12 protein-coding genes are annotated in these 14,004 nt (G+C 69.6%); 3 read left to right on the top strand and 9 right to left on the bottom strand.

Translation table 11 applies throughout. The features are described from left to right. Positions 1-25: 25 nt before the first annotated feature. Positions 26-673, bottom strand: coding sequence for a TetR/AcrR family transcriptional regulator (locus tag ASF68_RS09055; RefSeq protein ID WP_162235748.1), 648 nt, complete (start codon positions 671-673; stop codon positions 26-28). A gap of 207 nt (positions 674-880) precedes the next feature. Between ASF68_RS09055 and ASF68_RS09050 the strand changes: the two genes are divergently transcribed. Next, positions 881-1,876 carry an NADP-dependent oxidoreductase gene (locus ASF68_RS09050; protein ID WP_056011663.1) on the top strand — a complete coding sequence of 332 codons (996 nt, stop codon included), beginning with the start codon at positions 881-883 and terminating at the stop codon, positions 1,874-1,876. Between the two features lie 28 nt (positions 1,877-1,904). Here ASF68_RS09050 and ASF68_RS09045 read toward each other — a convergent pair whose 3' ends face one another. The 6 genes from ASF68_RS09045 to ASF68_RS09020 all read right to left on the bottom strand — a co-directional run bounded on the left by ASF68_RS09045 (position 1,905) and on the right by ASF68_RS09020 (position 9,049). Then, entirely contained in the window at positions 1,905-2,594 is a 690-nt protein-coding gene (locus ASF68_RS09045) for an SOS response-associated peptidase (RefSeq protein WP_056009455.1), read from the bottom strand. Between the two features lie 61 nt (positions 2,595-2,655). Then, positions 2,656-4,326 carry a S8 family serine peptidase gene (locus tag ASF68_RS09040; protein WP_056009454.1) on the bottom strand — a complete coding sequence of 557 codons (1,671 nt, stop codon included), beginning with the start codon at positions 4,324-4,326 and terminating at the stop codon, positions 2,656-2,658. 136 nt (positions 4,327-4,462) lie between these two features. Next, positions 4,463-5,167, bottom strand: a complete 705-nt coding sequence (locus ASF68_RS09035) for an SDR family oxidoreductase (protein ID WP_056009452.1) — start codon at positions 5,165-5,167, stop codon at positions 4,463-4,465. A gap of 100 nt (positions 5,168-5,267) precedes the next feature. Next, positions 5,268-6,251 (bottom strand): TerC family protein, encoded by a 984-nt coding sequence (locus tag ASF68_RS09030; protein WP_056009450.1) that lies wholly within the window; start codon positions 6,249-6,251, stop codon positions 5,268-5,270. Between the two features lie 301 nt (positions 6,252-6,552). Then, positions 6,553-8,625 (bottom strand): serine hydrolase, encoded by a 2,073-nt coding sequence (locus ASF68_RS09025; RefSeq protein WP_056009448.1) that lies wholly within the window; start codon positions 8,623-8,625, stop codon positions 6,553-6,555. Between the two features lie 70 nt (positions 8,626-8,695). Then, the gene (locus ASF68_RS09020; RefSeq protein ID WP_056011660.1) at positions 8,696-9,049 is read right to left on the bottom strand and encodes a MerR family transcriptional regulator; all 354 of its coding nucleotides are present in this window, start codon (positions 9,047-9,049) and stop codon (positions 8,696-8,698) included. A gap of 210 nt (positions 9,050-9,259) precedes the next feature. Between ASF68_RS09020 and ASF68_RS09015 the strand changes: the two genes are divergently transcribed. Continuing rightward, a complete protein-coding gene (locus tag ASF68_RS09015; RefSeq protein ID WP_056009446.1) occupies positions 9,260-10,774 on the top strand; it encodes a SulP family inorganic anion transporter in 1,515 nt (504 codons plus the stop codon). 78 nt (positions 10,775-10,852) lie between these two features. Here ASF68_RS09015 and ASF68_RS19065 read toward each other — a convergent pair whose 3' ends face one another. Continuing rightward, on the bottom strand, positions 10,853-11,467 hold the full coding sequence (locus ASF68_RS19065; protein ID WP_056009444.1) for a TetR/AcrR family transcriptional regulator: 615 nt from the start codon (positions 11,465-11,467) through the stop codon (positions 10,853-10,855). An 83-nt stretch (positions 11,468-11,550) separates the two neighbouring features. Between ASF68_RS19065 and ASF68_RS09005 the strand changes: the two genes are divergently transcribed. Next, the gene (locus ASF68_RS09005; protein ID WP_056009441.1) at positions 11,551-13,371 is read left to right on the top strand and encodes a carboxylesterase/lipase family protein; all 1,821 of its coding nucleotides are present in this window, start codon (positions 11,551-11,553) and stop codon (positions 13,369-13,371) included. Positions 13,372-13,422: 51 nt separating this feature from the next. On the opposite strand, the gene ASF68_RS09000 is transcribed toward ASF68_RS09005, so the two are convergent. Next, on the bottom strand, positions 13,423-14,001 hold the full coding sequence (locus ASF68_RS09000) for a TerD family protein (protein WP_056009439.1): 579 nt from the start codon (positions 13,999-14,001) through the stop codon (positions 13,423-13,425). Positions 14,002-14,004: the final 3 nt, after the last annotated feature.

Raw genomic sequence — 14,004 nt, 5'->3', positions numbered from 1 at the left:
TGCGGAGACGGGGTTCAGGGGAGGGTCAGTGCTCGGCCGGTCCGCTCACGAGCTCGTGCGAGGCGGCGGCGGCGGTAGTGGCCGCAGCGCCGGCCGGGTCGACGGTCGCGAGGATCGGGCGGATGAGCGTGATCAGCCGGTCTCGGAGCTCGGCCGCGTCGTCGTCGCCCACCGTCGTGGTGACGAGGCCGAAGCAGGCGTCGAGCAGGACGTCGGAGACGCCGTCGAGGTCGGGCAGGTCGAGGTCGTGCGCGGCGGCCTCCATGCGGAGGTTCGTGCGGGTGTAGGCGCGCCAGTCGAACACCGTGTAGACCGGGTCGTCCATGCGGGGGAGTTCGTGCAGCAGCCGGATGGCGCCCATGGCGATCGGGGACCGCTGGGCCTCCCGAGCCGAGGCGAGGATCATCGTCACCCACCGGAGTGCGCCGTAGGGCACGCCGATGGTCGCGTCCGCCGCCTGCCACCGTTCGTCCTGCTCCGCGATGACGGCGTGCGCGAGGCTCCGCTTGGACGGGAAGAGGTGGTACCCGATGACCGACTTCGGCTTGCCCATGACGGCGGCGATACCGGAGAACGAGGTGCCCGCGTAGCCGTTGCGCCCGAACTCGAGGCCGGCGGCGTCGATGATCTCGTCGCGGACCTGGTTCATCGCGTACTGGCGCAGACCGCTCACCGGCGCTCCTTCGAAGTGGGTGACCATCCGGTCTGGTGGGTGTCCGAGGCCTGATCAGACGATCGTCTGAGGAGGACGCCGTCCAGCTTAGACGATCGTCTGGGAAGAACCTGGGATGACGAAGGAGCTTGGAGTCGAGAAAACTGAGTAGACTCAGAAAAGCTGACAGCGATGGATGTCAGCCCCTACGAGAACAGGAAGACCGTCATGAGAGCGTTCGTCGTCTCGAGCTACAAGACCGCACTGCACGAAGCCGAGGTACCTGAGCCGACCGTCGGCGACCACGACGTCCTCGTCCAGGTGCAGGCCGCCGGGCTGAACCAACTCGACGAGAAGATCCGCATCGGCGAGTTCAAGCAGATCCTCCCGTATCGCCTGCCGATCGTGCTCGGCCACGACGTCGCCGGTACCATCGTCCGCGTCGGTGGATCCGTCCGCGCCTTCAAGCCCGGCGACGAGGTCTACGCCCGTCCCCGCGATCACCGCATCGGCACCTTCGCCGAGCGCATCGCGATCGACGAAGCGGACGTCGCCCTAAAGCCCGCGTCGATCACGATGGAGGAGGCCGGATCCCTCCCGCTCGTCGCGTTGACGGCCTGGCAGGCACTCGTCGAGATCGGGAACGTGCAGCCCGGTCAGAAGGTCCTCATCCACGCGGGTGCAGGCGGGGTCGGGTCGATCGCGATCCAGCTCGCGAAGCAGCTCGGGGCCGAGGTGGCGACCACGGCCAGTGCCGCCAATGCGGGATTCGTCCGGTTCCTGGGGGCCGATGTCGTGGTCGACTACCGTTCGGAGGACTTCGCCGAACGGTTGTCCGGTTACGATGTCGTGCTCGACAGCCTCGGTGGCGAGAACCTGGAGAAGTCGCTCCGGGTACTGCGTCCGGGTGGCACGGTCGTCGGCATCTCGGGTCCTCCGACGCCGGAGTTCGCGAAGGCGGCCGGGCTGAACGCGGTACTGCGGCTCGCGATCGCCGCCCTCAGCGCGAAGGTCCGCAAGCAGGCCAAGCGGCTCGACGTGCAGTACCGGTTCCTGTTCATGCGGGCGAGTGGCGATCAGCTCCGCGAGATCACGGCGCTCGTCGAACGCGGCGTCCTCCGACCCGTCGTGGGGCGCATCTCCCCGTTCGACGACACCGTCCTGGCGCTCGAGGCGCTGGCCTCCGGTGGCATCCGAGGCAAGGCCGTCATCAGCAACCCCTGAGGGGGACTCGGCCGTCGGGGCGCTCCGCTCAGGCCGGGAGCGGCTCGATGAGGTGCGACCCCGTGTTGCGGACGTTGTTCACGTCCCGCGTGACCTCGTAGTGGGTGAGGTCGTGGGCGACGGCGAAGGACTCGCGGTCGAGGAGCTGCAGCAGCTGGTCGGTGTCGAGGTGGTCGCCGAGCCAGTCGTCGTAGCCGTCCGGGGTGAGGCAGGCCGGCATGCGGTCGTGGACCTCGCCCGGCGAGACGTGGGCGTCGCGGGTGATGATCGCCATCGACAGCCGCCACTTGTCGGGGTCGTCCTCGCCCTTGGTCGGGTCCGGCCAGGCGCTGATGATGCCGGCCATCGCGAGTTCCGCATCGGGGTCGTGGATGAAGTGCGGCTGCTTGCCCGTCTCCGTCACCACCCACTCGTAGTACCCGCTGGCAGGCACGATGCAGCGCGCCGAGGTGAACGCCTTCCGGAACATCGACGCCGTCGCGACCGTCTCCATGCGGGCGTTGATGGGCTGCGGCCGTTGCTTGGCGAAGTCCTTCGCCCAGCCCGGTACGAATCCCCATCGGGCCGCGGTCGCGGTCCGTTCGTCGTGACGGGTGCGGACGACGGTCACCGCCGTGGTAGGCGCGACGTTGTAGTCGGGCGCGGGCGCCTCGAACTCGGCCACGAGGTCCGCGAGGAGGGTGGACGTGGAGTCGGTGACGACGAAGCGACCGCACATGCGCTCAGCATAGGAGTGCAGCTGCGGGCGGTCGAGCCCTTGCCGGTGACGGGAGGCGCGGTCAGGCGAGTCGCTGCCGCCGCCGTGCGAGGAGCAGGAGACCGCCGCCGATGATCGCGGCCGCCGTCCCCATGGTCAGGAGCAGCGCCACAGCCGACAGCCCGGTCGGCGGGAGGACGTCCGTCGCCGCCGCCGCTGAGCTCGTGGGCGTCGACGGCGACGGCGCTGCGGACGCGAGGGCCTGCAGGCTCGCGCCGACGTCGATCAGGCCCGCGCCGACCGAGCGTTCGGTCGGGATGCTCGCATCCCACGGAATCGTGATGGTGTCGAGGCGGGCGTGGTCGGTGAGCGCTGTCCGCACCTGTTCGGGCGTGAGGTCCGGTCGGAGTTGGCGGACCAGCGCGGCCGCTGCGGCGACGGTGGGTGCGGCGGCGGAGGTACCGCGGAAGTTTCCGGAGCCGGTGAGGACCGTCGTCGACACGGGCAGGTCGTCGACGCCGGCAGCGGTCGGGCCGGAGACGGTCACGGGCGCCTGGACGCCGAAGAGGATGGTCGAGGGTCCGAGAGAGGAGTAGGTCTCCAACGTCGAATCCGCGGCGTCTACCGCGGCGACCCGGAACGCCGCCGGGTACGCCTGGTGGCCGAAGAGTGCCGAGCCCACGGTGTCGGTGGCCGTCGAGCGGAAGTACTCCTGCGAGGACAGCTCGGGCCGATCGGGGAAGGGCAGCCAGGTCAACGCCACCGGAGGGGTGCCCGAGGTGGCGGTCACCTGGCGCACGACGCTGACCTGGACCTCCGACACCTCGGTCTCCGAAGGGTTCTGCAGCGGAGCCGTGCCGGTCGCGAGGTCCGGGTCGGACGGCGTGAACGGGATCGTGCGGTCCGCCAGTGACAGGACGTACTCGAACCGCGTCGCGACGGCGCCGTCCGGTTCGGCCCAGTCGAGGACACCGAACATCAATGCGGCGGGTGGCAGGGTGACGCCCATCGTCGGATCGGCCGGGTCGCCGGGATCGAAGTCGAGGCAGTCGACGGAGGCGGCGGGGAAGAGGTCGGCGACGTTCTGCGGGCAGCTGGTCGGGCGGTACTGCTCGGTCGCCCAGGAGCCGATCGGGAAGCCGGCGCTCGGCGAACCCGGTGCGCCGGGGACGCCGAAGTTGCCGGTGGCGGTGGTGTAGAAGACACCGGCGTCCACCGCCCGCTGGATGGCCGCTTCGCCGGCTCCGGTCCGGTATCGGCGGTCGTCGCCGCCCTGGACGTCGTCGACGATGATCGTCGCGCCCGCCGCGGTGAGGCGGTCGATCGCGCCGGGGAAGTCGGACGTCCCGGAGGCGAACAGGAGCTCCGCCCCTGGCGCGATCCCGTGCACCAGCTGGGCCATCGCGCGGCCCTCGTCGTCTTCGTCCCCGGCCGGGTCGTCCACGAGCGTGACCGGTGTCCGGTAGCCGCACGGGTTCCCGGGCCCGGGCAGCAGGCCGGCCGTGACGTCGGCCGCGACGGCCTCGTCACCGGCGTTCCCGAAGGAGCCGGAGATGATCCCCACGCGGACGCCGGAGCCGTCGACACCGAACGTCGTCGCCGCATCACCCGCGTTCAGGAGCTCGACGGCGGGTGCCGGGAGTGAGCGACAGGCGGCGGTGGCTGCTCCGGCCGGTGCCGCTCCCGCACCGACGACGCAGCACGCGAGGGCGACCACGATCACCCCGGACATCCGGTCCCGCAGCACACCCATCGTCACTCCTCGTCGCGGTGGACGCCCCCGCGACGACCACCCTGAGGAGATCGTGGCAGAGGTGCTCCTCAGGGTGGCGGCCGTTTCGGAAAACGGATCGCCGGTGTCCGCGTCCCGTGCGGGAGGGTGGCGTCGGTTACTCCGCGAGCTGCGGGTACACGGCCTCGAGCGGTGCGCTCAGCCCGGCGCGGAGGTGGCGGGAGGTGTCGTCCGCGAGGACCTCGTACTCGTCGGCGGCCATCGCGTCGTAGACCTGGGCGACGAGCAGCGCCGGGTCGAGCTTCGCGTCCGTGGTGTGTGCTGCCATCGCGGTGTCGACGTAGCCGACGTGCACGCCGATGACGTGGACGCCCGCGGGGAGCAGTTCGAGCCGGAGTGAGTTCGTCGCCGACCACAGGGCCGCCTTCGTCGCACTGTAGATCCCGTTGACCGCGTACCAGCTGAGGGCCGAGTGCAGGTCGATGATGGTCGCGCCCTCGCGCCCCGAGAGCAGGGGTGCGTAGGCGCGGGCGAGGAACAGCGGGCCGAGGAAGTTGGTCTCCACGTTGCTGCGGATCTCCTCGTCCGTCTGGGTGAGGATGCCGGGGGTCGTGACGGCGACACCGGCGTTGTTGATGAGCACAGTGACGTCGGGGGCCGCCTCGACGAGCGCGGCGACCGAGGTCGGGTCGGTCACGTCGAGCGTGAGGGGGACCACCCGCTCGTCGTCCCAGGTGCGCGGGTTGCGGGCGGTCGCGTAGACCTTCGCGGCGCCCCGGGCGAGGGCTTCGTGGACGAAGTGGGTGCCGATGCCGCCGTTCGCGCCGGTGACGAGGACGACTGCTCCAGTGAGTGAGGGCATGGTGGGTCTGCTTTCCGATCGATGACGACTGTGCTCAATACTGACTCTAGTCAGATATTGAGCACAGTCGCCCCGTAGCGGTGAGGTGCTGCGGACGCGCCTACTGCTCGAGGCCCGCCCGTGCGTCGCGGCGGGTCTTCGCGAGCGAGGCGACCGTCGCCACCGTGATGGTCAGTGCGATGAACAGCAGCGAGAACCAGATCGGGATGTCGGGGATCCAGTCGATGTGCTGCCCGCCGTTGATGAACGGCAGTTCGTTGACATGGAGGGCGTGGAACACGAGCTTCACGCCGATGAAGGCGAGGATGACCGCGAGGCCCTGCGCCAGGTAGACGAGCCGCTCGAGCAGGCCGCCGATGAGGAAGAACAGCTGGCGCAGCCCCATGAGGGCGAAGGCGTTCGCCGTGAACACGATGTACGCCTGCTCGGTGAGGCCGTAGATCGCCGGGATGGAGTCGACGGCGAAGACGAGGTCGATGAAGCCGATCGCGACGATGGTGAGCAGCATCGGGGTGAAGAAGCGCTTGCCGTCGATCTTCACCGAGAGGCGGTCGCCGTGGTACGTGTCGGTGATGGGGAGGATGCGGCGGGCGAAGCGCACGAGCTTTCCGTTCGCCGGGTCGCTTTCATGGTCGCTGAACGCCTGGCGGTACGCGAGGAACAGCAGCAGCGCGCCCATCAGGTAGAAGATCCAGGAGTAGTTCTCGATGAGGGCGGCACCCACGGCGATGAACGCGCCACGCATGATGAGGGCGATGATGATGCCGATCATCAGCACCTTCTGCTGGTACGCCTTCGGCACGGCGAAGCCCGCCATCACGATGAGGAAGACGAACAGGTTGTCGATCGACAACGCCTTCTCCGTCAGGTAGCCGGCGAAGTACTCGCCGCCGTAGGTCCAGCCGGACACGAGCCCGATGCCGACGCCGAAGAGCAGCGCGAGGCTGACGTAGAAGATCGACCAGCGGGCGGACTCGGCGATCGTCGGCTCGTGCGGCTTCCGCACGTGCGCGAAGAACTCGTAGACGAAGAACAGGATCGTGACACCGATGGTGATGATCCAGATGAGCGGGGTGACGGCCATGACGGCTCCAAGGGGTCGAGGGACACGAAGTTCCGGCGACGGCGCCGGAACAAGGTCTTCTCCACTCTCGATGAGAGCCGGCACCCCGGGATCCCGACGGTGGGTCCGTATTGACGAGCATGCCGCGAAGGAGTACTCCCCTTGCTCCGTCCATGGTACGGGCGGGATGGAGTCCGACCTCGGGTCGGAGGTCGGACTCTCCGGGGTTTCCCACCGGATTGCGGGTTCCTCCCAGGATCACGGTGGCACGACGATCGCCTTGCCGGTCAGCCGCCCGCGGCCGGAAGGCGTGATCGGCGGCTCAGTAGCTGAGGTCCGGGAGGAGCAGTCCGCCGACGACGGCGACGAATCCGAGCCCGACGAACGCGAGCGCGGTGAGCACGCCACCCGTGACGCGCACGGCAGTGGCCACCCGACGGCGCGGGCGACCGTCGCTCGTGCCCGGTTCCGTCTCCGTTCCGCGCGCCGCGCGGACCGCCCGCCAAACGCTCGGGACACACCCGAGCACCGCGAGGGCCGTGAGAATCTGGGCGATCCGGATGACGACCGGCGACGGGGCTGGTCCGTCGGAGATAAGCGCCTGCGCGACGACCGACCAGAACGGTGCGGCGGCGATGAGCGCGAGCACCGATCCGCGCGTCCACCACGAGAGCGCGCGGTCCCGTCGGTCAGATGAGACGGGCCGAGAGGTCTCCGCCCGACGCAGCGCGCCGAGGGGCCACGCGAGCAGGGTGATCACGAGGATGAGGAGCGATCCGGCCGCGATCGTCGGGACCAAGGCCCGCTCGGTGGGCATCGGTTGCATCGTGAACGCCGGGTCGAAACCGACGGCCGTCACCGTGTCACCGTCGGTCGAGGCGGCCACCCGGCGTTGACCGTCGATCTCCTGCCAGACCCACGGTTCGACCTCGACGAAGCGGAGCGGCGTTCCTGCGCTGTCGGTGATCGCCGAGATCGTGACGACACCGTCCTGCTCGGCGGCGACCTCCACACTCGACAGGACGTAGAAGAGTCGGACGAACGTCGACTCGCCACGTCGCGACAGCTGATAGGTGCCGGCCAGTGCTGCGGCGTGCGCCGCGGCCGTCTCCTCGACGCGTGGGGCGGACCGCTCCTCCGGGAAGTACCGGTCGGCGAAGCCGGTGGTGACCGCGTCACGGATCGCCGTGCTCGAGTCGCCGTTCACGCCCGTGCTGTTCAGGGAGATGAAGATCCCGGCGTCGTCGTCGGGGTAGATCTCGAGCTGGGCGTGGAACGCGGTGAGATCGCCGGCGTGACTGAGGATGCGGTGTCCGTTCCGGTCCCGTTCGAAGAATCCGAGGGTCATCCGCGGACCGTTCGCGAGGTTCCCGAGGTGTTCCTCGTCGAGGGCCGGGGCGTGCATCCGCTCGAGGCTCTCCGGTGTGAGGAGGGTGCGACCGTCCGCCGACGGGTGGCCGAGCTGGGCGTTCATGAAGTTCGCGAGATCGCCGGCGGTCGCGCTGATCGCGCCTGCCGGTGCCGGACTGACGACCTCGAACGGCACCTCGGGTGACCCGGCGAAGCGGTACCCCGCCGACATGTCGCGTCGGCGTTCCGGCGACAGGGGTTGCTCGTACGTCGCGTCCGTCATGCCGGACGCCTCCAGGACGTGCTCGGTGGCGTACTGCTCGAAGGGTGTGCCGGTGACGCACTCGACGACGTAGGCGGCGAGCCCGTTGGAGTAGTTGGAGTAGGACGGCGTGGTCCCCGGCTCGAAGATCTGCTCGGGTGGGTCGATCGTGACCGTGTCGCGGAGCGGCTTCGGCTCTGCGGGCGCCGAGGCGATGAGTCCGGCGAGTTGGTCTTCGAAGCCGGCAGTGTGCGTCAGGAGATGACGGAGGGTGATCGGGGTCTCGAACGCCACCGGCAGGGTGACGTCGAGGTAGGACTGCACAGGTTCGTCAAGGTCGAGGACTCCGGCCTCGACCTGCTGCATCACGGCGGTCGCCGTCATGAGCTTCGACACGGACCCGATGCGGAAGAGCGTCCGGTCGACGTCGACCGCGACCGGTTCGACCGTCGCGGTGCCCGCCGTCGCCAGCCCGTAGCCGCGCTCAGTGACGATCTCGCCGCCGCTCACCACCGAGACGATGGCGCCGGTGATCCCTTCGCGTTCGAGCGCGGCGGGCAGCAGTCCGTCGAGCCATGCCGTGGTGTCCTCCGGTGACAGGGATGCGGCCACCGTCCGGGTCGTCGTCGGCTTGGACGGCTCCGTCCCGGCGGCCGTCCCGGCGACGGCGAGTGGGCCGCAGACGATCGCGATCAGGGCCGCGAGGACGACGGGCGTCCGACCGCGGGATCGAGTGGCCGTTCGGGCAGGGCGGCCGGGGGTTTCGCGGCGACTGTCGTTCACAAAGTCAGTCGACCACCATTCGAGCGCATCGCCAAAACGAGCGCACCCGCTGTCCGCTATCCGAAGCGGTTCACCGCCGGGCTTCGAGGAGGGAGACGAACTCGTCGGCCATCGCGAGCTGCTGCTGGAGCTTGGCGCGGCGCTCGGCGGCGTCCGCGATGAACTCGTCGAGGATCGCCCGGGTGTCGTCGTCGGGCGCCGTGTCCATGGCGTCGATCACGCGGAGGAGTTCGGCCATCTCCTCCAGGGAGAATCCGAGCGGCTTCATGCGCCGGATGAGGATGAGCCGGTCGTAGTCGTCCTGGGTGTAGAGGCGGAACCCGCCCTCGGTGCGTGCGGATGCCGAGACCAGGCCGACGTCGTCGTAGTGCCGCAGGGTGCGGAGCGAGAGGCCGGTGCGCTCGGCGAGTTCACCGATGTGCATGGTGGTCGGTTCGCTCGTCACGATGGCCTCACTTCAAATCAACCCTTACGTTAGGGTAGAGTTACGGATGACGGCCGATGCGGCCGCAACCCCTCCATTCTTCCGCGCGCGACCGTTCCGCGCGGCCGGTGACGCGCGCCTCGCCACACCGGACCCCTGACGCACCCATCCGGTCCTCGCGCTGAGGGCCCCGACTCCGACAGGAGACCCATGGCCATCGGCCAGACACCCCTCACGCCCATCACGCCGCAACCGACCGTCCTCACAGCCCTCCGGAGCCCGCGGATCCTCACCCGGGAGGTGCTGGCCGGCCTCGTCGTCGCCATGGCACTCATCCCCGAGGCGATCTCGTTCTCGATCATCGCGGGCGTGGACCCGCAGGTCGGGCTGTTCTCCTCGTTCGTCATGGCCACCGCGATCGCCTTCCTCGGTGGCCGACCGGCGATGATCACCGCAGCCACCGGCGCGATCGCCCTCGTCATCGCCCCCGTCGCCCGGGAACACGGCCTCGACTACTTCATCGCCACCGTCATCCTCGGCGGGATCTTCCAGGTGGCCCTCGGCCTCCTCGGTGTCGCGAAGCTCATGCGGTTCATCCCGCGCAGCGTCATGGTCGGCTTCGTCAACGCGTTGGCGATCCTCATCTTCACCGCACAACTCCCGAACCTCATCGGGGTGCCGTGGCTCGTGTACCCGCTCGTGGCGGTCGGCATCGTGGTCATGGTCGTGATGCCGCGGTTGACGACCTTCGTCCCGGCTCCGCTCGTCGCCATCGTCCTCATCACCGCGGCGACGGTGGTGACCGGCCTCAACGTCCCCACCGTCGGCGACCAGGGCGAGCTCCCGAGGAGCCTGCCGGGCTTCCTCCTCCCCGACGTGCCGTTCACGATGGAGACCTTCGCGATCATCGCGCCGTACGCCGCCGCGATGGCGCTCGTCGGGCTCCTCGAGTCGCTCATGACCGCCAAGCTCGTGGACGACATCACCGACACCCCGTCGGGGAAGACCCGCGAGTCGCTGGGTCAGGGGATCGCGAACGTGCTCTCCGGCTGCTTCGGGGGCATGGGTGGTTGCGCGATGATCGGGCAGACGATGATCAACGTGAAGGCGTCGGGTGCGCGGACACGGATCTCGACCTTCCTCGCCGGCGTGTTCCTCCTGGTGCTCGTCGTCGCCCTCGGTGACGTCGTCGAGCTGATCCCCATGGCCGCCCTCGTCGCGGTGATGGTCATGGTGTCCGTCGCGACCTTCGACTGGCACAGCATCCGTCCCCGCACGCTGCGCGCCATGCCCATCGGCGAGACCGTGGTGATGGTGGCGACGGTCGTCGTGGTGGTCCTGACGCACAACCTCGCGATCGGCGTCGTCGTCGGTGTGGTCGCGGCGATGGTGGTCTTCGCCAAGCGGGTCGCGCACGTCGCCACCGTCGAGCGGACCGTCGACGAGGCTGCGGAGACGCCCACCGCTCGTTATACCGTCACGGGCGAGCTGTTCTTCGCATCGAGCAACGAGCTCACGACGTGGTTCGCCTACGCCGACGATCCGGAGCTCGTCGTCATCGACCTCTCGCAGTCGCACGTGTGGGACGCCTCGACCGTCGCCGCGCTCGACGCGATCACGACGAAGTACGTGCGCCACGGCAAGCGCGTCGTCATCGAAGGGATGAACGACGCGAGCACCCGGATCCACACGAGGCTCGCCGGCAAGCTCGGCGGCGGTCACTGACGGACCGCGGCTCCGTACCCGAGGAGGTGGGGGAGTCGGGTCGCGATCGTGACCGGGCCCCGGCGTGGATGCCGGTGATCAGGCCGTGGTCAGCCCGCGGAGGACGGCGGTGACGACCACGCGTTGCGTCGTGGACGTCTCGGCGTCCACCGGCGACAGGCCCACGGCGCCGACGTGCGCGGCGATCACGGCCTTGGCCAGGACGGACGCGTCGACGACCGGGGTGCGCCCGTGGACGGCGGCGAGGGCGGCGAACCGGCCCCCGAGTTCGGAGAGTCGTCGTCCTCCGTCGGTCATGATCATGTCCTGTGCGAACACCGGATCGGCGCCCGCCTTCGACAACAGGACGGTCCGCAGGGAGAACCAGTCACGGCTCGCCGGGAGTGCGTCGAGGAGGTGCCCGACCGCCTCGTCGAGGCTCCCTGCCGGGTGCGCTCCGAGCAGCTGCTCGTCCAGGGCGACGCTGAGTCGTTCCCACACCGCCGCCGCCTGCTGCTGGTGCAGGGCGAGGTAGAGCTGCTCGACCGAGGCGAAGTTCGAGTAGAACGCGCCGCGCGTGAAGCCGGCTCGACGCGCGATGTCCTCGACGCTCTGGGCGATGGTCCCGCTCGTCTCGAAGAGTTCCGCGGCGGCAGTGAGGAGACGGCGTCTGGTCTCGCCCCGGTTGCGCCCCGTCGACCCGCTGTCACTCATGCCCCCAGCCTATGGCCGGGTTGGTGCTCTCCTCCCGAACTCGATACGATCTGTATTCAATACACATCGTATCGAGGAGGATCATGCAGCAGCGCCGCCACAAGCCGACCTGGGTGAGGATCGGGGTACCGCTCCTCGGGGCGGGGCTGCTCGGCGCACTCGTCGCGTGGCTCAACGCCGCGCCGTGGTGGGGGTGGTTGCTCCTCGGCGGGATCCTGGCCTTGAGCGCCTTCGCTGCCCGGACCTGGCTCCGCAGGCCGTGGTTCGTCCGCGCCTCCGCCTGGCTCGTGGTCACCGGGATCGTCGTGGGTACCGCCTTCGCGGCAGGGCCGGTGCCGACCACGCGCACGCTGAGCGGGACGCACACGGATCCGGTGAGCACGGCGCAGGGAGCGGTCGTCGGGGTGCGGGACGACCGCGCTCAGGTCGATGCGTTCGCGGGCATCCCCTACGCGGCACCACCGGTCGGGCCCCTGCGATGGCGACCGCCGGCTCCCGCGCCGGACCGGGACTCGGTCTTGATCGCCGACGACTTCGGTCCGTCCGCGATGCAGGCGGAGCCGACGTTCCTCTCCCGGGCGGCGACCCGCCTGCTCGACCTCCCGCTCGAAGAGACCCTCCTCGGTGGATACCGGACGAGCGAGGACAGCCTGCGGCTGAACATCTGGCGCGCGTCGGCACCATCGACCACCGGACCGCGCCCCATCCTCGTGTACCTGCACGGAGGCGCGTTCATCGCCGGTTCGGGCGCGTTCCCCGCCTACGACGGCGCCGCGCTCGCTGCCCGCGGCGACGTCATCGTCGTGACGCTCAACTACCGACTGGGTGTCTTCGGGTTCCTCGCCGACGACGCGATCGGCGGCTCGACGCCCGGGAACCAGGGGCTGCTCGATCAGCTCGCCGCGCTGCGGTGGGTGCAGGAGAACATCGGTGCGTTCGGCGGCGATCCGACCCGCGTCACCGTCGCCGGCGAGTCGGCAGGTTCCGGGAGCGCCTGCATCCTCGGGGCGTCACCGCTCGCCGCGGGCCTCGTCCACGGCATCATCGGGGAGAGCGGCGGATGCCTCGGAACGGCAGGCGACCGCGACGCAGGCGACCTCTACGACGACCGGCCGACGGCGGGCGAAGCCGCTCGCGAGCTGCGTGCCGCACTGGGCGGGGCGACCTTGGAGGAGATGCGGGCGATGCCGGCGGAACGCATCGCGTCCGCGGCGGCCGAGCTGTCGGCGCACTGGTGGCCGTCGGTCGACGATGCCGTGCTCCCCACGACCCCGTCCGCGATCTACGCCGAAGGACGACAGAACGACGTGCCGCTGCTGCTCGGAAGCAACGCGGATGAGACCTCGCTGGACCAGGTGACCGGGGTGGACTCGGATCCGGAGACCTACCGCCGCGAGGTCCGGGCGGAACACGGCGCCGACGCCGACCGGTTCCTCGAGCTGTATCCCGGTGGGGATCCCGATCAGGTCGTCGACTCCCGCCTGCGTGCCGGTACCGACGAGTCGATGACCGCGCCCATGCGCGAGTGGGCGCTCATGGCGGCCCAGACCGGGCGTTCGCCCGTCTACACCTACTTCTTCTCCCGCGTGCCACCGGCGAAGGGCTTAGAGAAATTCGGCGCGTACCACGGCGCTGAAGTGATGTACGCCTACGGCAACCTGGGCGCCGACGGTGACGCCGACTACGGGGCCGTGGATCGACGGCTCGAGTCGGAGATGACCGCCTCCTGGCTGGCCTTCACCCTCCGACAGGACCCCCGCAATCCGACCGTCGAGCGCTGGCCGACCGTCCAGGAGTCTCCGGAGGTGGTCCTCGAGTTCGGTGATACGACGACGGTCACGCAGCGTCCGTCCCCGCGTGCCGTCGACTTCTGGTTGGACGCGTCGGCGAGGCACGCCCGATAGCTCGGCGGCGGTCACTGACCGCCGGAAGCTCCAGCGCCTTCGGTGTGCCGCTCAGTCGAGCGGGACGCCGAAGTCGCCGGCGATCCCGGCGAGGCCGGTCGTGTAGCCCTGCCCGACGGCACGGAACTTCCACTCGCCGTTGTGGCGGTAGATCTCGGCGAACAGCATCGCCGTCTCCTGCGAGGCGTCCTCGGTGAGGTCGTAGCGGACGATCTCCTGCTGGTCCTGGTCGAGGACACGGCAGAAGGCGTCGCGGACCTGACCGAAGTTCTGGCGACGGTTGTCGGCGTCATGGATGGAGACCGCGATGACGATGCGCGAGACGTCGGCTTCGACGGTGCGGAGGTCGATCGTGATCTGCTCGTCGTCTCCGTCGCCCTCACCCGTGCGGTTGTCGCCCTGGTGCACGACCGAGCCGTCCGGCGTCGACATCTGGTTGTAGAAGATGAAGTCCGCTGGGCTCCGGATCTTGCCGTTCTCCGCGACGAGGATCGCCGAGGCGTCGAGGTCGAACGCCACGCCGACGGTGGTGCGCGGATCCCAACCGAGACCGACCGTTGCGATCGTCAGACCAGGACTGGTCTTCGTGAGGGAGAGGTTGCTGCCTTTGGAGAGGCTGAGGCCTGCCATGGG

Origin of the sequence: Plantibacter sp. Leaf314, assembly GCF_001423185.1 — a bacterium.
Classification (GTDB): Bacteria; Actinomycetota; Actinomycetes; order Actinomycetales; family Microbacteriaceae; genus Plantibacter.
Note: the sequence above shows the minus strand (reverse complement) of the source record. Positions and strands in the feature narration are given on the sequence as shown.

What these genes read in the sequence shown, in the direction of transcription:
- ASF68_RS09050 (WP_056011663.1), top strand. Translation starts at nt 881, where the DNA reads ATGAGAGCGTTCGTCGTCTCGAGCTACAAGACCGCACTGCACGAAGCC.
- ASF68_RS09045 (WP_056009455.1), bottom strand. Translation starts at nt 2,594, where the DNA reads ATGTGCGGTCGCTTCGTCGTCACCGACTCCACGTCCACCCTCCTCGCG.
- ASF68_RS09040 (WP_056009454.1), bottom strand. Translation starts at nt 4,326, where the DNA reads ATGGGTGTGCTGCGGGACCGGATGTCCGGGGTGATCGTGGTCGCCCTC.
- ASF68_RS09035 (WP_056009452.1), bottom strand. Translation starts at nt 5,167, where the DNA reads ATGCCCTCACTCACTGGAGCAGTCGTCCTCGTCACCGGCGCGAACGGC.
- ASF68_RS09030 (WP_056009450.1), bottom strand. Translation starts at nt 6,251, where the DNA reads ATGGCCGTCACCCCGCTCATCTGGATCATCACCATCGGTGTCACGATC.
- ASF68_RS09020 (WP_056011660.1), bottom strand. Translation starts at nt 9,049, where the DNA reads ATGCACATCGGTGAACTCGCCGAGCGCACCGGCCTCTCGCTCCGCACC.
- ASF68_RS09015 (WP_056009446.1), top strand. Translation starts at nt 9,260, where the DNA reads ATGGCCATCGGCCAGACACCCCTCACGCCCATCACGCCGCAACCGACC.
- ASF68_RS19065 (WP_056009444.1), bottom strand. Translation starts at nt 11,467, where the DNA reads ATGAGTGACAGCGGGTCGACGGGGCGCAACCGGGGCGAGACCAGACGC.
- ASF68_RS09005 (WP_056009441.1), top strand. Translation starts at nt 11,551, where the DNA reads ATGCAGCAGCGCCGCCACAAGCCGACCTGGGTGAGGATCGGGGTACCG.
- ASF68_RS09000 (WP_056009439.1), bottom strand. Translation starts at nt 14,001, where the DNA reads ATGGCAGGCCTCAGCCTCTCCAAAGGCAGCAACCTCTCCCTCACGAAG.